This window comes from Nguyenibacter vanlangensis (assembly GCF_038719015.1).
Taxonomy (GTDB): Bacteria; Pseudomonadota; Alphaproteobacteria; order Acetobacterales; family Acetobacteraceae; genus Gluconacetobacter; species Gluconacetobacter vanlangensis.
Window position 1 is genome coordinate 803,544 of the sequence record NZ_CP152276.1, and the last position, 17,112, is coordinate 820,655.

The 17,112-nt window shown below is 67.6% G+C and carries 19 protein-coding genes; 2 read left to right on the plus strand and 17 right to left on the minus strand.

Features of this window, described 5'->3' with window-relative positions; translation table 11 throughout:
• The first annotated feature begins 41 nt into the window (after window positions 1–41).
• Window positions 42–863 (plus strand): ABC transporter permease, encoded by an 822-nt coding sequence (locus AAC691_RS03715; protein ID WP_342628993.1) that lies wholly within the window; start codon window positions 42–44, stop codon window positions 861–863.
• 164 nt (window positions 864–1,027) lie between these two features.
• On the opposite strand, the gene AAC691_RS03720 is transcribed toward AAC691_RS03715, so the two are convergent.
• From AAC691_RS03720 to rpmH, 9 genes are all read right to left on the minus strand, one after another.
• Window positions 1,028–1,675, minus strand: a complete 648-nt coding sequence (locus tag AAC691_RS03720) for a hypothetical protein (protein WP_323991242.1) — start codon at window positions 1,673–1,675, stop codon at window positions 1,028–1,030.
• Window positions 1,672–2,832: a succinyl-diaminopimelate desuccinylase gene (dapE, locus tag AAC691_RS03725; RefSeq protein WP_342630134.1), complete on the minus strand. Its 1,161-nt coding sequence runs from the start codon at window positions 2,830–2,832 to the stop codon at window positions 1,672–1,674. Before dapE ends, AAC691_RS03720 begins: the two co-directional genes overlap by 4 nt.
• 11 nt (window positions 2,833–2,843) lie before the next feature.
• Window positions 2,844–3,689, minus strand: a complete 846-nt coding sequence (dapD, locus tag AAC691_RS03730; protein ID WP_323991243.1) for a 2,3,4,5-tetrahydropyridine-2,6-dicarboxylate N-succinyltransferase — start codon at window positions 3,687–3,689, stop codon at window positions 2,844–2,846.
• 144 nt (window positions 3,690–3,833) lie between these two features.
• Window positions 3,834–4,763 (minus strand): acetylglutamate kinase, encoded by a 930-nt coding sequence (gene argB / locus AAC691_RS03735; RefSeq protein WP_176639460.1) that lies wholly within the window; start codon window positions 4,761–4,763, stop codon window positions 3,834–3,836.
• A gap of 47 nt (window positions 4,764–4,810) precedes the next feature.
• Window positions 4,811–5,482: a ribosome biogenesis GTP-binding protein YihA/YsxC gene (gene yihA, locus AAC691_RS03740; RefSeq protein WP_176639461.1), complete on the minus strand. Its 672-nt coding sequence runs from the start codon at window positions 5,480–5,482 to the stop codon at window positions 4,811–4,813.
• A 13-nt stretch (window positions 5,483–5,495) separates the two neighbouring features.
• Window positions 5,496–7,265, minus strand: coding sequence for a membrane protein insertase YidC (gene yidC, locus AAC691_RS03745; RefSeq protein WP_323991245.1), 1,770 nt, complete (start codon window positions 7,263–7,265; stop codon window positions 5,496–5,498).
• A 21-nt stretch (window positions 7,266–7,286) separates the two neighbouring features.
• Complete coding sequence (gene yidD, locus AAC691_RS03750) at window positions 7,287–7,541, minus strand: membrane protein insertion efficiency factor YidD (RefSeq protein WP_408904674.1); 255 nt, start codon at window positions 7,539–7,541, stop codon at window positions 7,287–7,289.
• Window positions 7,542–7,558: 17 nt separating this feature from the next.
• Window positions 7,559–7,909 carry a ribonuclease P protein component gene (gene rnpA / locus AAC691_RS03755; RefSeq protein ID WP_176639464.1) on the minus strand — a complete coding sequence of 117 codons (351 nt, stop codon included), beginning with the start codon at window positions 7,907–7,909 and terminating at the stop codon, window positions 7,559–7,561.
• Window positions 7,910–7,997: 88 nt separating this feature from the next.
• Window positions 7,998–8,132, minus strand: a complete 135-nt coding sequence (rpmH, locus tag AAC691_RS03760; RefSeq protein ID WP_012553083.1) for a 50S ribosomal protein L34 — start codon at window positions 8,130–8,132, stop codon at window positions 7,998–8,000.
• Between the two features lie 154 nt (window positions 8,133–8,286).
• Between rpmH and AAC691_RS03765 the strand changes: the two genes are divergently transcribed.
• Window positions 8,287–8,505: a hypothetical protein gene (locus AAC691_RS03765; protein ID WP_176639458.1), complete on the plus strand. Its 219-nt coding sequence runs from the start codon at window positions 8,287–8,289 to the stop codon at window positions 8,503–8,505.
• Window positions 8,506–8,524: 19 nt separating this feature from the next.
• Here the strand turns inward: AAC691_RS03765 and gloA are convergent, their stop codons facing one another.
• The 8 genes from gloA to rseP form a co-directional block, all read right to left on the minus strand.
• Complete coding sequence (gene gloA, locus AAC691_RS03770) at window positions 8,525–8,914, minus strand: lactoylglutathione lyase (protein ID WP_342628994.1); 390 nt, start codon at window positions 8,912–8,914, stop codon at window positions 8,525–8,527.
• 26 nt (window positions 8,915–8,940) lie between these two features.
• Complete coding sequence (locus AAC691_RS03775; RefSeq protein ID WP_342628995.1) at window positions 8,941–9,825, minus strand: UDP-2,3-diacylglucosamine diphosphatase LpxI domain-containing protein; 885 nt, start codon at window positions 9,823–9,825, stop codon at window positions 8,941–8,943.
• A gap of 9 nt (window positions 9,826–9,834) precedes the next feature.
• Complete coding sequence (gene lpxA / locus AAC691_RS03780; protein WP_408906091.1) at window positions 9,835–10,677, minus strand: acyl-ACP--UDP-N-acetylglucosamine O-acyltransferase; 843 nt, start codon at window positions 10,675–10,677, stop codon at window positions 9,835–9,837.
• Window positions 10,678–10,868: 191 nt separating this feature from the next.
• Window positions 10,869–11,354 (minus strand): 3-hydroxyacyl-ACP dehydratase FabZ, encoded by a 486-nt coding sequence (fabZ, locus tag AAC691_RS03785; protein ID WP_176639467.1) that lies wholly within the window; start codon window positions 11,352–11,354, stop codon window positions 10,869–10,871.
• Window positions 11,355–11,446: 92 nt separating this feature from the next.
• Window positions 11,447–12,517, minus strand: a complete 1,071-nt coding sequence (lpxD, locus tag AAC691_RS03790; protein ID WP_342628996.1) for a UDP-3-O-(3-hydroxymyristoyl)glucosamine N-acyltransferase — start codon at window positions 12,515–12,517, stop codon at window positions 11,447–11,449.
• Window positions 12,518–12,532: 15 nt separating this feature from the next.
• Complete coding sequence (locus AAC691_RS03795) at window positions 12,533–13,417, minus strand: OmpH family outer membrane protein (RefSeq protein WP_408906052.1); 885 nt, start codon at window positions 13,415–13,417, stop codon at window positions 12,533–12,535.
• Between the two features lie 7 nt (window positions 13,418–13,424).
• Window positions 13,425–15,842, minus strand: a complete 2,418-nt coding sequence (gene bamA, locus AAC691_RS03800) for an outer membrane protein assembly factor BamA (RefSeq protein WP_342628997.1) — start codon at window positions 15,840–15,842, stop codon at window positions 13,425–13,427.
• A gap of 148 nt (window positions 15,843–15,990) precedes the next feature.
• A complete protein-coding gene (rseP, locus tag AAC691_RS03805; protein ID WP_176640255.1) occupies window positions 15,991–17,094 on the minus strand; it encodes an RIP metalloprotease RseP in 1,104 nt (367 codons plus the stop codon).
• Window positions 17,095–17,112: the final 18 nt, after the last annotated feature.

A 17,112-nucleotide genomic window follows, 5' to 3' on the forward strand; every position in this document is an offset into this window, starting at 1 on the left:
AGGTGGATACGGTAGAAATGTACGCGCGGCGTGCCCGAAACATGACGGTCCCGCGCCTCAGCCCGGAACTGATCCTGGGCGCCCTGCTGTGCGGGGGCGGGCTGCTTGCCGCCCTGTTCGGGCCCATGCTGCTGGGCGGCGATCCGGCGGCGCAGGACCTCTATCACGTGCTGCAGGCGCCCTCGCTCGCCCACCCCTGCGGGACGGATGCGTTCGGCCGCGACATCCTGCTGCGCCTGGTCCACGGGCTGCGCCTGACGATCCTGGAGATCCTGGTCAGCCTGGCGGTGGCCGCCGGCATCGGCATCCCGCTGGGGCTGGCGGCGGGCATGGCGCCTGCCTGGCTGGACGGGGCGATCATGACGATCTCGGACGTCCTGTTCGCCTTTCCGGGCCTGATCCTGGCGCTGCTCGTCGTCAGCCTTCTCGGCCCGGGGCTGTTCCATGCGCTGTTGGCCATCGCGGCGTTTTCCGTGCCTGCCTATGTGCGCCTGGCGCGCAACCTGACGGCCAGCCTGCGCCACGCCACCTGGGTCGAGGCGCTGCGGGTCCTGGGGGCCAGCCGGACGCGGATCGTCCTCCGCCATATCCTGCCCAATGCCGCCGGGCCGCTGCTGGTGCAGGCGACACTCAGTTCCGGCACGGTCGTGCTGGCCGCCGCCAGCCTGTCCTTCCTTGGCCTGGGCGCGCAGCCGCCGATGCCCGAATGGGGCACGATGATGAGCGACGGGCGCAATGCGCTCGGCGCCGCCTTCTGGCCCTGTCTCTTTCCCGGCCTGGCGATCGCCCTGAGCGTCATCGGGCTCAACTGCCTGGGCGACGGGCTGTGGAACGGGCTGAGGGAGCGAAGCGGCCCGCCGTGAATGCCTTCCTGGCCACGCTGGAAAACATCGCGTCCGCCCTGCGGGGCTGGACGTGAACATCGCCCTGGGCGGGGGGCCGGGCTGGACAGCCGCGCGATCATCGGCGCGTGGCGCGACGGCGATCCGGTCGCGCAGCGCCCCCTTTCGCGCTACCGCGATTCGCTCTACCGCGATTCGGGCGGCGGCATCGCCAGGAAATCCTGCCATGGCGCGTAATGCGGCGGCAGCACGACCGACAATTCGCTCAGCGCCAGGAACACGGCGACGATGGCCAGCACCAGCAGCACGGCCCGCCAGGCGCCCAGGGCCAGCCCGACCCGGGCGACGAACCAGGTCAGCCACAGATTATAGACGATGACGACGCCGTTCAGGATCACTCCGGCGCCGATCGCCCCGATACCGCGCGGCAGGACCATGCCCAGGACGGTGCCCAGGATTGCGACGGTGCCCAGCATGATGAACAGCACCAGCCAGTCGCACCACAGGGCGGCGGTGATATAGCGCGGCCACAGGGCCTGCCGCCCCCATAGCTGGGCCAGTTGATGGGTGACCAGCGTGGGGGCCAGTACCAGGCACAGCGACAGCAGGACCTTGGTGCCGTTGATCGCGGTCGGCGCATGGGCGAGCGTCAGCAGGCTGCCGACCAGCCACAGCGCCACGCGCGGCGCCAGCGCGGTCAGGACCGAATCGGCGGTCGCGCCGAAGCAGTTCATGCCGTCGCGCCGCCCCCGTCCCAGCAGCACCATGCCGCGGAAAATCGCGCCGGGACTGCCGGGCAGCGGCCCCTGCTTCACCCCGCGTCCCTGCATCATCCCACCAACCTTTCCAGAAACGCGGCATAGATGTCCGTCAGCGCCAGCAGGTCGCTCACGGGCACATGCTCGTCCACCTTGTGCATGCTGGCCCCGACCAGGCCGAATTCCGCCACCGGGCAATAGCGGCTGATGAACCGGGCATCGGACGTGCCGCCACCCGTGTCCAGGCGCGGGGTTCGCCCCGTCGCGCCGCGGATCGCCGCCACCAGCACGTCCAGTTCGGGCGTCGGTTCCGTGCGGAAGGCCTCGCCGCTGATCCGCACGTGCAATTCGGCGGCCGGCGCGTGGGCCGTGACGATACCGGCGATCCAGTCCGCGAGGCCCTGGCCGGTATGCAGGTCGTTGAAGCGGATATTCAGCCGCGCCTCGGCCCGGCCTGGAATGACGTTGGTGGCGTCGTTGCCGACATCGACGCTGGTCACCTGCAGGCTGGACGGCTCGAACCAGTCCGTGCCCTCGTCCAGCGGCCGCGCCGTCAGCTCGGACAGGATCGCCAGCAACCGGTGTACCGGATTGTCGGCACGGTGCGGATAGGCGACGTGGCCCTGGATGCCCGGCACCACGATCCGCGCGTTCAGGCTGCCGCGCCGCCCGATCTTGATGACGTCACCCAGCCGTTCCGGATTGGTCGGCTCGCCCACCAGGCAGAAATCGGGGATCTGGCCGGAATCCTTCATCCACTCCAGCACCTTCACGGTGCCGAACGCGGCCGCCCCTTCCTCGTCGCCGGTGATCAGCAGGCTGACGGACCCCGAAAGGGGCCGGCCGGAGGCCAGAACCCGTTCCACGGCCCCCACGAACGCGGCGATCCCGCCCTTCATGTCGCAGGCCCCGCGGCCATAGAGCATGCCGCCGCGCAATTCCGCCGCGAACGGATCGCAGCTCCAGCCCGCCTGGCCGGGCGGCACGACGTCGGTATGTCCGGCGAAGCAGAGATGCGGCGCCCCCTGCCCCAGCCGGGCGAACAGGTTGGGGGTGCGCTGGGCGCCTTCGCCGAAGGGCAAATCCACGACCGTGAAGCCCAGGCCGCGCAGGCAGGCGGCCAGGACCCCGATCGCGCTGCCGTCGTCCGGCGTGACCGACGCCGCGCGGATCAGCGCCTGCGCCAGGTCCAGGGCGCCCTTGCCCCCCTCCCGCGGGCCGTCGCCCTGCATGGCCGCGCCGGTCAATCCCGCAGCAGCTCGTTGATCGAGGTCTTGGCGCGGGTGCGTTCGTCGACGCGCTTGACGATCACGGCACAGGCCAGCGACGGCAGGGGCCTGCCGTCCGCGCTGCTCGCCTCGCGCGGCGGCAGGGTGCCGGGCACGACGACCGAATAGGCCGGCACGCGGCCGACGAAGACCTCGCCCGTCGCCCGGTCGACGATCTTGGTCGACGCGCCCAGGAACACGCCCATCGACAGCACGCTGCCGCGCTCGACGATCACGCCTTCGGCCACTTCCGACCGCGCGCCGATAAAGCAATCATCCTCGATGATCACCGGGGCGGCCTGCAGCGGCTCCAGCACGCCGCCGATTCCGACGCCGCCGCTGATATGGCAGTTGCGGCCGATCTGCGCGCAGCTTCCGATCGTCACCCAGGTATCCACCATCGTGCCGCTTTCGACCCGCGCGCCGGCATTGACGAAGCTGGGCATCAGCACCACGCCCGGCGCCACATAGGCCGACCGGCGAACGATCGCGCCCGGCACGGCGCGGAAACCGCCCTGGCCGAAGGCGGCGTCGTCCCAGCCCGCGAATTTCAGCGGCACCTTGTCATAGAACGGCGCGGGGGCACCTGGCATCACCTGGCTGTCATTCAGCCGGAACGACAGCAGAACGGCCTTCTTCAGCCATTCATTGACCACCCAGCCCGCGTCGGTCGGGCCGGCGACCCGCAGCGTGCCGGCATCCAGCCCGGCCAGCGCCTGTTCGACCGCGTCGCGATCCGGGCCGGTCGTGGCGGAGGACAGCGTGTCGCGCCGATCCCATGCCGCCTCGATCTGGGTCCGTAGGGCGTGCTCGTCGTTCATAACTCTGCAATCCTGTGTCAGTGGCGGCGGCGCTGCCGGGCCGCCGCGCGGTCATCCTGTCGCGGGACCATGCGGAGGATGCCCCATGCTGTCAACGACTCTCGATCCTGGCCCGGCCGTGGGCCGCTCCGTGCCGCGGGGCCGTCACTCGCCGCGGATCAGCGTGCCCGGCCCGGCCTCGGTGAACAGTTCCAGCAGGCAGGCATGCGGGACGCGTCCATCCAGGATCACCGCCGCCTTGGCCCCGCTGCGCACGGCCTCGAGGCAGGTCTCGACCTTGGGGATCATGCCGCCGCTGATCATGCCGCTGGCAATGCCGCGCCTTGCCTCCTCGGCCGTCAGTTCGGGGATCAGCTCGCCGTTTTCATCCAGCACGCCGGGCACATCCGTCAGCATCAGCAGGCGCGTGGCATGCACCGCGCCGGCGATCGCGCCGGCGGCCGTGTCGGCGTTGATGTTGTAGGTCTCGCCATCCTCGCCCGCGCCGACCGGGGCGACGACCGGAATCAGGCCCGAGCCCGACAGCGCATAAAGTACGCGCGGGTCGATGCGCACCGGCTCGCCCACGAATCCCAGATCCAGCACCTTCTCGATCTGGCTGTCGGCGTCGCGTACCGTCCGCCGCAGCCGCCGCGCGGTGATCAGCCCGCCGTCGCGGCCGGAAATCCCGACCGCCAGGGCCCCGGCCTGGTTGATCAGGCCGGCGACCTGCTTGTTGACCTTGCCGGCCAGGACCATCTCGATCACGTCGACCATCGCGGCATCGGTGACGCGCAGCCCGTCCACGAAGGTCGAGGGGATCTGCAGCCGGTTCAGCATGGCGCTGATCTGCGGCCCGCCGCCATGCACGACGATCGGGTTCACGCCCACCAGCTTCAGCAGCGCGATATCGTGGCCGAACGCCTCGGAGAGCGAATCCTCCACCATCGCATGGCCGCCATATTTGACGACGATGGTGTCGCCGGCATAGCGGCGCAGGAACGGCAGCGCCTGCGCCAGGACGGCCGCGCGTTCCTGTGCGTCCTTCAGGTTCTGCACCTCGGTGCCGGCGATCGCGTTGCCCGTGTCACTCATCGCATGCTGCCTGTCGTCTTAATCGTCGTCCGGGTAGTCATAAAGGATCATTGCGCCTGCGACAGCGCCAGCGTGGCCAGCTCGGCACGCAGTTCGGGGATGCCCAGCCCGCTCTCGCTGCTGGTCGCCAGGATATCGGGGTATGCCGCCGGATGCTGGCGGGCCAGTTCGGCGGCCTGCGCGCGCTTGGCCGCCAGCGCGCCGGGGCGCGGCGCATCGCACTTGGTCAGCACGATCTGGAAGGTCACGGCGGCACGGTCCAGCAGGGTCATGACCGCCCGGTCCGATTCCTTGATCTCGATCCGGGAATCCAGCAGCAGGATCACCCGCTTCAGGGTCGGCCGGCCGCGCAGATAATCGAACATCAGCCCCTGCCAATCTTCCTTCACCGCCTTGGCGGCCTTGGCATAGCCATAGCCCGGCATGTCCACCAGGGTCAGCCGCCCGGCAAGATTGAAGAAATTAAGCTGCTTGGTCCGACCGGGCTCGGACGACGCGCGGGCCAGGGCCTTGCGCCCCGTCAACGCGTTGACCAGGCTGGACTTGCCGACATTCGACCGGCCCGCGAACGCGATTTCCGGCATGTCGGTGGGCGGCAACTGGTCCAGCCGCTGGGCGCCGAAGAAGAAATCGCACGATCCGGCGAACAGCAGCCGCCCGGCTTCGCGCAACTGCTCCTCTTCCTCCTCGGTACGGGGGGGGATGTGAAACTCCGACATCAGGCCCGCATTCTCACTTCCGCACGGCCGGAGCCGCAGGGGCGCCGGTCTTCTTCAACGCGCCGTCCAGGCGACGCTGGATCAGCATCTGCTGCGCCATCGTCAGCAGGTTGTTCCAGCAATAATAGATCACCAGGCCCGCGGGCTGGCGCGCCATGAAGAAGGTGAACAGCACCGGCATCATCTGGAAGACGCGCTGCTGCGCGGGGTCCATCGCCGCCGGGTTCAGCTTCTGCTGCAGGTACATCGTCAGGCCGAACAGGATCGGCCACACGCCCAGTTGCAGGAACGGCGACAAGACCGTCGGATCCCACGGGATCAGCCCGAACAGGTTGAACAGGTTGGTCAGGTCGGGCGCGGACAGGTCCTGGATCCAGCCGAAGAACGGCGCATGGCGCATTTCGATGGTGATGTACAGGTCCTTGTACAGGCTCCAGAACACCGGGATCTGCACCAGCGCCGGCATGCAGCCCGCGGCGGGGTTGACGCCCTCGTTCTTGTACAGCGCCATCATGTGCTGGTTCATCGCCATCTGGTCGCCCTTGTAGCGCTCGCGGATCTCCTGAACCTTGGGCTGGAGCTGCCGCATCTTGCCCATCGAGCGGAATTGCCGCGTCGCCAGCGGGAAGAACAGCCCCTTGACCAGCAGGGTGAAGGCCATCAGCGCCAGGCCGAAATTGCCCAGCAGCGTGTTCAGCCAGTCCAGCACGTAGAAGATCGGGCGCGTCAGGAAGGCGAACCAGCCGAAATCAACCGCCTTCCAGAAATCCGGAATGTGCAGGCTGGATTCGTAATGCTCCAGCAAATTCACTTCCTTGGCGCCGGCAAAGACGTGGCTGGTGGTCGCTGCCGTCATGCCCGGCGCCACGGTGGTCGGCGCCTGCGCGATGAAGCCGACCTGGTAGATCCCGGCCCCCTGGTTGGCCTGGTAGCCATAGCTGCCGGTGACCGCGGTGCCCTGCTGCGGAATGACGGCCGTCAGCCAGTATTTGTCGGTGATGCCGGCCCAGCCGTTCTGGCCCGCGCGGGTCCAGGATTGATTGGCCGGCGGGGTCGCGCCGGTGCGCAGGCTTTTGTACGAGCTTTCGTCCATCCGCCCGTCGATCACCGAAATCGGGCCCTCATGCACCAGGTAACCGCCAGTTTCCACCGGGGTATAGGCCCGGTCGACCCGCGCGAACGGATAGAGCGCGACCGGCTGGGCCGAATGGTTCACGATCCGCTGCTCGACCGCGAACATGTAATGGCTGTCGATCGACACGATGATCTGAAAGGTCACGCCCTGCCCGTTGTCCCACGACAGGGTCACCGGCTTCTCGCCCGTCAGCTTCGGGGCATCGGCGGTCCAGACGGTGTTGGCATCGGGCACGCGCACCTGCCCGCCCGGCAGGTTCATCCAGCCGATCTCGACATAGTTGGGCTGCGGATCGCGCGCCGGCTCCAGGATGCGGACCAGCGGGCTGCCCTTGCGGATCGTCTCGTGATAGTCGCGCAGCACCATATCGTCCAGGCGCGCGCCCAGCAGGTCGATCGACCCGCTGACCTTCGGCCCGTCGATCGGCAGACGGGTTTCGGCCTGCGGCGCCGGAATGGATTGCGGCTGCGAACTCGCCCCCGCGATCGGCGCGGCCGGTACCGGCCGGTTGGCCGGCGGGGTCTGGCTGGTGGCCTGCGCCGATTGCTGCGCGGCCTGCTGATGGGTCTGCTTCGGCATGAAATATTCGAAGCCGACCAGGACCATGGCGGACAGCAGGGTCGCCACGATAAAGCGCTTGGTATCCATCAGTAACCAGCCAGACTCACGTTATCTGTGGGAGGAACAGCAGGGACCGCGCGCAGGCCCCCGCTCGGGCACGGGATCGTATCCGCCGATATTCCACGGATTGCAACGCAAGATCCGCCACGCCGCCAAAATCGTGCCGCGAAACGGCCCGTGGCGGCGGATCGCCTCCAGTGCGTAATCGCTGCAGGACGGGACGAATCGGCAATTCATCCCCATCACGGGGCGGAAGATCCATTGATAGGCGCGAATCAGGCCGATCAACGGCCGGGAGAGGATCGCGCCCAGGCGCGCTTTCACGAATCCCCCCGCACGCCCGCCTTGCGCAGCGCGCGGCGCAGATCGCCCAGCAGCGCCGAAAAATCGCGCCCCCGCGTGCCGCCACGCCCGATCAGGACCAGATCGACGCCGCTGAGCGGCGCCTCATGCGCGACCTGCCGCATGGCTTCGCGCAGCCGGCGGCGCGTCCGGTTGCGGACGACGGCGTTCCCGACTTTCTTTGTCACGGTAAAGCCGATCCGCGCCGGATCGGAATCGCCCCGCTCCAGCGCCTGCAGCACCAGACCGGGTGAAGGAACCTTCCGTCCGCGAGACGCCACAAGCAGGAATTCTGCACGCTTCTTAAGACGGACGGACCGGTCGGCCACGCTCAGCAGCCTTTCGTATTCTCGCCCCGGCGCGATATCGCGGGGCAATGTCGCCCCGGGCCAAGGCCCGGAGACGACGGCCTGGCAATCAGGCGGACAGGCGCTTGCGGCCCTTGGCGCGGCGGTTCGCGATGACCTTGCGGCCACCGACGGTTTCCATACGGGCGCGGAAGCCGTGACGGCGCTTGCGGACCAGCTTGGACGGTTGATACGTGCGCTTCACGACGGCACTCCCAGATTGACAGCAACAAATATGCCGCGGCTAAATTCCACGGCGCGTTCGGGCGCAGTTCGCGGCACCCGATCCGAGGCGCGCCTTATACTGTCCGTTTTCCGGCACGTCAACGTGCCAAAGACCACGCGCGGAGAACAGAAGCATGAACGGCGCCCCCCCTCCGCAAGACGGCGCGTCATCCGCCGCCGAATCGTCATCCGTCGGCAAGATCCTGCATGACGTCCGGGGCCTGCTGGCGCCGGCGATGCTGACGGCCGATCGGCTGAGCCTGCATGCCGACCCCGGGATCCGCGAGGCCGCCGAGCAGATCATCCAGTCGATCGAACAGGCCGTGCATCGGCTGAAGGATCTGCGCGGCTAGATACGCTCAGGATATTCCCTTACGGGCGCTGGATCAGTTCGATCTTGTAGCCGTCCGGATCCTCGACGAAGGCAATGACCGTCGTGCCGAACTTCACCGGCCCCGCCTCGCGCGTCACCTTGCCGCCGCCGGCCCGCACGGCCTCGACCATCGCCGCGACATCGGGCACGCCCACTGCGAAATGGCCGAAACCGGTGCCGACCTCATAGCCGTCATCCTTGCCCCAATTATAGGTCAGCTCGATTTCCGCCTGGCCCGACGCATTGTCGCCATAGCCCAGGAAGACCAGGGTATACCGGCCCTCGGGCACTTCGCGCCGGCGCAGCTCGCGCATGCCGAGCAAGGTGTAGAATGCGATGCTGGCATCGAGGTCACGCACGCGCACCATCGTATGCAGATATGAACCCATGAACATTCTCCTGTCTGGAAGACCGGTCAGTTTTCGCCCTCGGCATCGATTCCGACCAGGAACAGGCCGGCCGCGTCGGCGGCCGCGATACACAAGTCCGGGTCGGTCAGCAGGGTAGCCCCGGCCTGGAACGCAATGCCGCGCAGGCCCACCTGGGCCGCGCGCCTGACGGTATCCGGCCCGATGGTCGGAAGATCCGCCCGCCGATCCTGCCCCGGTTTGAGCATCTTGACCAGAACCCCGCCCGGACGCCCCGGCTGGCGGCATTCGCCCGCGCGCAGCAGCATGCGGTCGGTGCCTTCCATCGCCTCGACCGCCAGGACCAGCCCGTCCTGCACCACACAGCCCTGCCCGATATCCAGCCGCCCGATCGCATCGACCACCGTCCGTCCGCGGTCGATATCCGCCTGAGCCCCGGCATCGGGCCGCACGCGGCCGAGTACACCGCGCCGTCCGACCGACGCCGAGAGAAATTCATGGGCGCCGTGGATGGCGAACCCTTCCTCGCCCAGCACGCGGACGATGGCCGCCAGCAATCCGTCATCGCCGGAAAACAGGGCCCGGCCGATCCGCGCCATGATCCGCGCGCCCGCGGCGTCGGGCCGCAGGTCGGAAAAGGAGGGGCGGCGCACCGGCCCGATCAGGACCAGGTCGCGGCAGCCCTCGGCACGCAGGCAGGACAGAATCTCGCCCGCCGCCGCCAGGCGGACATAGCGATGCGGCCAGGATCCGATTACAGCCGGTTCGGCGAAATCCTGGAAGCCGACGATGAACACGCGCCGTCCCAGCGCGGCGACCGCCTGGGCCACCTGGCCGGGCAACGGGCCGCCGCCCGCCAGGATTCCCACGCAATCGCCCGACAGGATCGGCCCCAGCTTGCCGTCAGGCGAGGTCACGCCGGCCACGGCCATGGACTCTGTTCAGACGCCGTCGGTTTCGATGGATGCCGTGCCGCCGCCCGCGACGCGCACCAGGCCGCGATGGCTGGGGGCCTCGATGAAGGCCAGGATCTCGGCCACCCGGGGCTCGTTGCCATATTCGGCGCGCACCGCGTCCAGCCTCTGGCTGAAGGCCGAGGTCTCGTCTTCCATCGCGCGGGGATAGAGCGCGCGGAAAGCGCGGCGCAGGCGATGGATCTCGTCCGGCTGCACGCCGTTGCGCTTCAGCCAGATCCAGTGCAGCCCGACCAGGCGCGCGCGATTGCCCAGGACGCTGCCATAGGGAATGACATCGGCCTCGACCCCGCAGACGCCGCCGACCAGGGCCGCGCGCCCGATGCGCACGAACTGGTGCAGGGCGGCCGAGCCCATGATGCGCGCATGATCGCTGATCGTCACATGCCCGCCCATGACGACATTATTGACGATGATGACCCCGTTCCCGATCGTGCAATCATGCGCGACGTGGGAATTGGCCATGATCAGGCAATCGTCGCCGACCTGGGTCACGCCGCTGCCGGTGGCGGTGCCACGATGGATCGTGACATTCTCGCGGATGACGGTGCGGGCCCCGATCACGCAGCGTGTCGCCTCGCCGCGATATTTGAGATCCTGCGGCGCCATGCCGATCGTGGTGAACGGATAGCAGGTGACGCCGGGGCCGATCTGCGTCTGCCCGTCGACGATCACGTTGGCGATCAACTGCGTGCCGTCGCCGATCCGGACGTCCGGGCCGATCATGCACCATGGGCCGATCCGCACGCCGCGCCCGATCCGCGCCCCCTCGGCAACGATCGACGAGGGATGAATCTCGGCGGCCTGAATTCCGGCATCCGGTCCAGCCAAATCGGTCAATATACTTTCTCCCGGCAGAATCAGGCTTCTGGTTTCAGGCTTCCGGACGATCCGCGTTCACGCATCCGGAGCAGGACACTAGAATCAATATTTTAGTGGCCTGCTGATCCGAGAAATTCTCATAAGAATTTCTCGGGCAGGACACTAGAGCATCATCCGCTCTAGCCCATGATCATCGCGCTGAAGCTGGCCTCGGCCACCGACACGCCGTCGACCCGTGCCACGCCCTTGAACTTCCACACATTCGCGCGGCTGCGTTCTTTCTCGACATGGATCTTCAACTGGTCGCCGGGCCCGACCGGGCGGCGGAATTTCGCCCCGTCGATCGTCATGAAATAGACCAGCTTGCCCTCGAAGGCCGGCCCCAGCGTCAGCACGACCAATGTGGCCGCGGTCTGGGCCATCGCTTCGATGATCAGCACGCCGGGCATGACCGGCCGCGCGGGGAAATGGCCCTGGAAATGCGGCTCGCTGGCCGTCACGTTCTTGATGCCGACCGCCGACTGGCCCAGCACGATATCGACCATCCGGTCGATCAGCAGGAACGGATAGCGATGCGGGATCGCCTCCATGATCCGCATGACATCGATGGCTTCGATACAGGTCGGGCCTTCGCCCGCCGAGGGAACCTCTACTTCTTTATCCACGTCGTCCGACCATCTTGCTCGGGATGGCGCGGCCCGTCGCCCAGCGACCCATTTGCCCGCCCGTCCCGGTTGACTTCCGGGGGCCCGCTGCCTCAGGCCGCACCGTCACCTTGTTTCGTTCCCTTCTTCGCCAGACGCCGCAGCACGGCGACATTCCGGAAAAATTCCCGAAACGGCATTGCCGGGCTGCCGATCACATCGGCGCCCGCCTCGACATCCGACATCACACCGCACTGGGCGCCGATGCGGGCCCTGGTTCCAATACGGATATGACCGATCAAACCGGCCTGGGCCGCAACGGTGACGAAATCGCCCAGTTCCGTGGAACCCGAGATTCCGGCCTGGGAGACGACGATGCAGCATCGGCCAAGGCGAACATTATGGCCAATCTGCACCAGGTTGTCGAGGCGCGAGCCCGCGCCGATCACCGTGTCCTGCGACGAGCCCCGATCGATCGTCGCATTCGCCCCGACCTCGACCCCGTCTTCCAGGATCACGCGCCCCAGTTGCGGCACGGTCTCGAATCCATCCGGCCCAACCGCGAAGCCGAAACCTTCCTGGCCGATCCGCGCCCCGGGCAGCAACGTTACCCGGTCGCCCAGCAGCGCGTGCGAGACGCTGCATTGGGCGCCGATGCGGCAGCCCGCGCCGATCCGCACTCCATCGCCAATGACGGCATGCGCATCCACCCGGCTGCCCGCGCCCACGCGCACCTGCGCGCCGATCGAAACAAAGGGGTCGATCTGCGCCGAAGGATCGATCTGCGCGCCCTCGCCGATCACCGCGCTGGGATGGATCCCCGGCACGATCGCCGGCACCGGATGAAACAGGGCCGCGATCCGCGCCCAGGCCAGATAGGGCGCGGAACAAACCAGTCCGACCGTCCCCGCGGGCAGCCTGTCGACGAAGGCCGGCGCCAGGATCACCACACCGGCGCGCGTCTGCTCCAGCAAGGGGGCATAGCGGCGGTTGTCCAGAAAACTGACCTCTTGCGGGCCAGCGGATTGCAGGGGGGCGATCCCGGTATACTGGCGCGGATCCGCGTCGTCCCGCGCGTTCTCGATCCGGGCCCCCGCGCATTCCGCCAGAGCCGCAAGGGTGAACGGCCCTTTCCGCGTGAAGAACCGCTCGTCACCCGGCCGTGCCGCGTCCTGCCCGTCCATGCCGCCGGCGCCCGCTTACCGGTGGGACGCCACCACCGGCGCGGCAGCGGCGGCCGGCGCGCGCTCGGCATCGGCGGTGGTCGGCATGGTGCCGGACTTGGCCAGTTGTTCCGGATCGACATTCGCCGCCGGGATGAACACGCTGGGCAGCACCTTGTTCAACTGGTCCGCCACCTGGCTGGTGATATCCAGCCCGTCCTGGCTCAGCGCCACCTGCTCGCGATGCAGCACCAGGTTCATTCCCCGGCTGGCCGCGACCTGGCGGATGATCTGCACCAGTTCGCGCTCGATCTGGTTCAGCGAAACCTGGGCGGCTTCCTGGATGATGCGGTTGCGATTGCGGAAATCGCGCTGGGCGGAGATCACCCGCTGCTGCAGGCGACGCTCGCGCTGCTGGATCTGGTCCGAGGCCAGGTTCTTGGCTTCGGCCTGCAGCTTCTGCTGCTCGTCGCGCCAGCCGGCCTGCTCCTTCTGCGCGTCGCGCGCCAGTTCGTCGCGGCGGGCTCCCAGGACTTTCTCGGCCTGTTGGGCGGCGCTGGACAGACGCATCACCTCGGGCACGCTGATCACCCCGATGACCGGCACCGGCGGGGTGACGCCGCGCGGAATGTCCGGCGAGGCCGGAACCGGCGGCATCGGCAGCACGGGCGGCGTCTGGGACTGCGCGTCCTCGTTGTCGGCGGCGGGCGGCAGGGGCACGGGCGCGGGACGCGCGGCGCGCGGAACCGCCGGGGCCGCCGCCGGCTGCGCGGTCTTGGGCACGAACCAGCCGGCATTCCCGCCCGAGGACGAGGCCCCCTGGGCAAGCGCGCCGGTCGAAGCCAGGCCGGCGCCGGTCATCACGACGACCGCGACCAGTGCGGAAACGCCACGGGTACGAAGCCCACGGGTAGAAAGCATTGTCACCTCAGAATTGCTGGCCAAAGCCAAAGCGGAGCAACTGCGTCCGGTCATGTCTCTGTTTCACGACCGGGATGCCGAGATCGATGTTGATCAGGCCGAACGGGCTTTTCCATGAAAAGCCGACACCCGTGCTGACGCGCGGCGACAGCGTGTCGCCATAGACCGGCGTATAGCGGGGCATATCCTGCGGATAGGCGGTATAGCGCCGCGGCACGCGCAGCCCGTCCAGCCCGCCGGCATCGACGAAGTAGCGGCCACGAATGCCCATGTCCGCCGCCAGCGGCATCGGGAAATTGACGGTGGCCGACGCGGTGTAGATGAAACGGCCGCCGATGAAATCTTCCTGCGAGTGCATCGGATACTGCACGCCCTGCCAGGTATAGGCCGGGATGCCCATGGTGCGCGGGCCCGCGCCGCCGTCCAGGAAGCCGCGCAGCGTGTTGCCGCCCAGATAGAAATTGTCGATGATGTCGCTGCGCCCATGGCCCCAGTTGGCGATATCGCCCGCGCCGCCGGTAAAGGCGACCGTCCAGTCATGGTTGCCCATCAGGTCGTCCAGCGGCAGGTAGTAGGCCGTATCCACCTTGCCGCGGACATATTTCTCGTCGCCGCCCAGGCCGGCGAAATCGCCGCCCAGCCGCACGACATAGCCGGAATGGGGCGACATGCGGTTGTCACGCGTGTCGTAGGTCAGCGTGGTGCTGAGCTGCGACAGCAGCGACCAGCCGGTCTGGTCCAGCACGTACCACGACGCGTCGCTATAGGCGTTGTTCACCTGGCGGTCCGTCAGGGTATAGCTCCAGGACTGCGACAGGTGGTTGTTGTAGGCATAGCCCATGCGCAGCGAGAAGCCGTACCGGCCTTCGGAATAGTTCTGATAGGTCTGGTAGTTGTTCTGGATGCCGAAGATGTCGATGCCGGCGACCAGGTTGCGGTTCAGGAAATACGGGTCGCTGACCGAAATGTCGGCCTGGCGCTGGTAATAGCCCAGGGTACCCGAAATGCCCGCATCCACGCCCGAGCCCAGCAGGTTGTGCTGCTTCAGCCCGATATTGCCCAGCACGCCGATATCGGTCGAATAGCCGCCGCCCAGCGAGAATTCGCCGGTCGGCTTTTCCACAACGTTGGCGGCCACGTCGACCCGGTCCGGCGCCGAGCCGGGGCTCTGGTCGATCGAGACCGAGCTGAAATACCCCAGATCCTGCAGGATGGCCTTGGAATATTTCTTGTCGGTCGGGGTGTACGGATCGCCTTCGGCCATCGGCAATTGCCGGCGGATCACCTGGTCCTGGGTGATCGTGTTGCCGTTGATGTCGATCCGTTCGACATAGACGCGCGGCCCTTCGCTGACGTCGAACAGCAGGTCGACGATGCGCTTCTCGGGGTTGCGGGCGATCTCGGGCCGGACCATGGCGAAGGGGTGGCCCTGGCCCTGCAGCCGCTCTTCCATATCGGTCGCATTATGCTGCACCGCGCTGCCGTCATACCATTGATGGGCGAACAGCTCGATATAGGGGCGCAGCGACGCCGCGCTGACATGGCGCAGCGACGAACGGATATTGACCCGCCCAAGCCGGTAGCGCGGCCCCTCCTCGATCGTGAAGGTGATGTAGAAGGATTTGCGGTCCGGCGACAATTCGCCGGTCTGGTTGCGCACCTGCGCGTCGACGAACCCATTGCGCAGATAGAAGCGGCGCAGCAATTCGGCATCATAGCGGATGCGTTCGGGATTATATTCGTCCGCCGAGGAGAAGAAGCGGTACCACGCCGTTTCCTTGGACGAGATCACCTGCGCCAGCCTGGCCTCGCTGAAGGCATGGTTGCCGACGAAGGAAATCTTGCGGACCAGGGTCTGCTCGGCCTCGTTGATCTGGAACACCACGTCGACCCGGTTATGCGACAGGCGGATGATCTGCGGCGTGACCGTGGCGGCGTAACGCGCCTTCTCGGCGTAGACGCCCAGGATCTTCTGCCGGTCCGAGGCCGTGATCTGGGTCGAGAAGACCGCGCGGGGACGCAGCGAGATCACCTTGCGCAAATCCTCGTCCTTCGCGGCGTGGTTGCCCTCGAAGACGATGCGGTTGACGATCGGGTTCTCGACCACGTGGACCTGCAGCACGTTGCCCGCGCGATGCAGCGTCACATCGCGGAACAGGCCGGTGGCGTACAGGGTCTTCAGCGAGCGGTCCAACTGGTCCTGATTGAACGGATCGCCCGGCTGCACCACCATATAGGACAGAACGGTGCTGGTTTCGATGCGGTCGTTGCCGCTGATCTGGATTGCTTCGATCACCCCGCCGGACGGCGCGCGGGCGACCGCCGCCCCGCGCGGCGCGGAATGAGGCTGTGCCTTGGCCGTGCCGGCGACGAACAGAGGGACGAGGCAAACCGACGCAAGAAGCGTAGAACGTTTAGTCGGCAAAATCGGCTTCCCCCAAACCAGCGGTCCGTAGGCGATAGGCGTCCGCGCGCGGATTCTCCGCACCGACGGTCGTTCGCGCCCGTACGGCGGAGGTATCCGAAATCCCCCCCGTCGCGCAAGCGCCTCCGTCATATCCGCGATGATGGCATCATCCGGCCAGAGATGCGACCCATCGGAACAGTCCGAAATGCGACAGATCGTTGAACGTCGAAAACAGGAACAGCCCGGCGATCACCGCGAAGCCGGCCTGGAAGCTGATGTCGCGCACCTGGCGCGGCACCGGCCGCCCCAGCAGGGCCTCCAGCCCGTAGAAGACCAGCCGGCCGCCATCCAGCACCGGGATCGGCAGCAGGTTGATCAGGCCAAGATTGATCGACAGCAGCGCCATGAACGACACCAGGCTGGCCACCCCGTACTGGGCCACCTGGCCCGACATCTGCGCGATCCGCAGCGGACCGCCCAGATCCTTGGCACTGTGCTGGCCGGTCAGCATCTGCCACAGCCCCGCCAGGGTCTGGACCGACAGGCGCCAGGTTTCCCCGAACGCGGCGGTCACGGCCGCCACCGGGCCCAGCCGCTGGCTGACCGCGGCGGTGAACATCACGCCCAATTGCCCGCGCCTCGCGCCCGATTCGCCCGCGACCGTGCCGATCGTCACGGGCAGGGTGACGTCATGGCCGCCGCGATGGACGGTAACGTCGGTCTTCACCCCCGGCTCGGCCGCCACCACCGCCTGGATGCCGGCCACGTCGGCCACCTTGTGCGCGCCGATGCGCACGATGACGTCCTGCGGCAGGATGCCGGCCGCGGCGGCGGCGCTGCCCGACACGACCTGACCCACGACATTGCGGATTTCCGGCCGGCCCACGGTGGCGAACAACCCGGCGAACAGCACGATCGCCAGCAGGAAATTGAACACCGGCCCCGCCGCGATCACGATGGTGCGGGACAACACCGGCTTGTCATGAAAGGTGCGCCCGGGTTGCCAGGCCGCCATCTGCTCGGGCGTCGCCTCGTCCGGCCCTTCGAAACCGTGAGGCTTGACGTAGCCGCCCAGCGGAATCGGGCAGAGCCGCCATTCCGTGCCGACCCTGTCGTGCCAGCGCAGCAGCGGACGCCCGAAACCGATCGAGAACACCTCGACATGCACGCCCCGCCAGCGCGCGGCCAGGTAGTGGCCGAGTTCGTGGATGAAGACCAACACTCCCAGCACCAGGGCGAAGGCGAGGACGGTCCGAAGCAGTTCGGGCATGATGAAGGGGGTACTCCT

Excerpts from the sequence above, each read along its gene's own strand:
- AAC691_RS03715 (WP_342628993.1), top strand. The coding sequence starts at position 42 with ATGACGGTCCCGCGCCTCAGCCCGGAACTGATCCTGGGCGCCCTGCTG.
- AAC691_RS03720 (WP_323991242.1), bottom strand. The coding sequence starts at position 1,675 with ATGATGCAGGGACGCGGGGTGAAGCAGGGGCCGCTGCCCGGCAGTCCC.
- dapE (WP_342630134.1), bottom strand. The coding sequence starts at position 2,832 with ATGCAGGGCGACGGCCCGCGGGAGGGGGGCAAGGGCGCCCTGGACCTG.
- dapD (WP_323991243.1), bottom strand. The coding sequence starts at position 3,689 with ATGAACGACGAGCACGCCCTACGGACCCAGATCGAGGCGGCATGGGAT.
- argB (WP_176639460.1), bottom strand. The coding sequence starts at position 4,763 with ATGAGTGACACGGGCAACGCGATCGCCGGCACCGAGGTGCAGAACCTG.
- yihA (WP_176639461.1), bottom strand. The coding sequence starts at position 5,482 with ATGTCGGAGTTTCACATCCCCCCCCGTACCGAGGAGGAAGAGGAGCAG.
- yidC (WP_323991245.1), bottom strand. The coding sequence starts at position 7,265 with ATGGATACCAAGCGCTTTATCGTGGCGACCCTGCTGTCCGCCATGGTC.
- AAC691_RS03765 (WP_176639458.1), top strand. The coding sequence starts at position 8,287 with ATGAACGGCGCCCCCCCTCCGCAAGACGGCGCGTCATCCGCCGCCGAA.
- gloA (WP_342628994.1), bottom strand. The coding sequence starts at position 8,914 with ATGGGTTCATATCTGCATACGATGGTGCGCGTGCGTGACCTCGATGCC.
- AAC691_RS03775 (WP_342628995.1), bottom strand. The coding sequence starts at position 9,825 with ATGGCCGTGGCCGGCGTGACCTCGCCTGACGGCAAGCTGGGGCCGATC.
- lpxD (WP_342628996.1), bottom strand. The coding sequence starts at position 12,517 with ATGGACGGGCAGGACGCGGCACGGCCGGGTGACGAGCGGTTCTTCACG.
- AAC691_RS03795 (WP_408906052.1), bottom strand. The coding sequence starts at position 13,417 with ATGCTTTCTACCCGTGGGCTTCGTACCCGTGGCGTTTCCGCACTGGTC.
- rseP (WP_176640255.1), bottom strand. The coding sequence starts at position 17,094 with ATGCCCGAACTGCTTCGGACCGTCCTCGCCTTCGCCCTGGTGCTGGGA.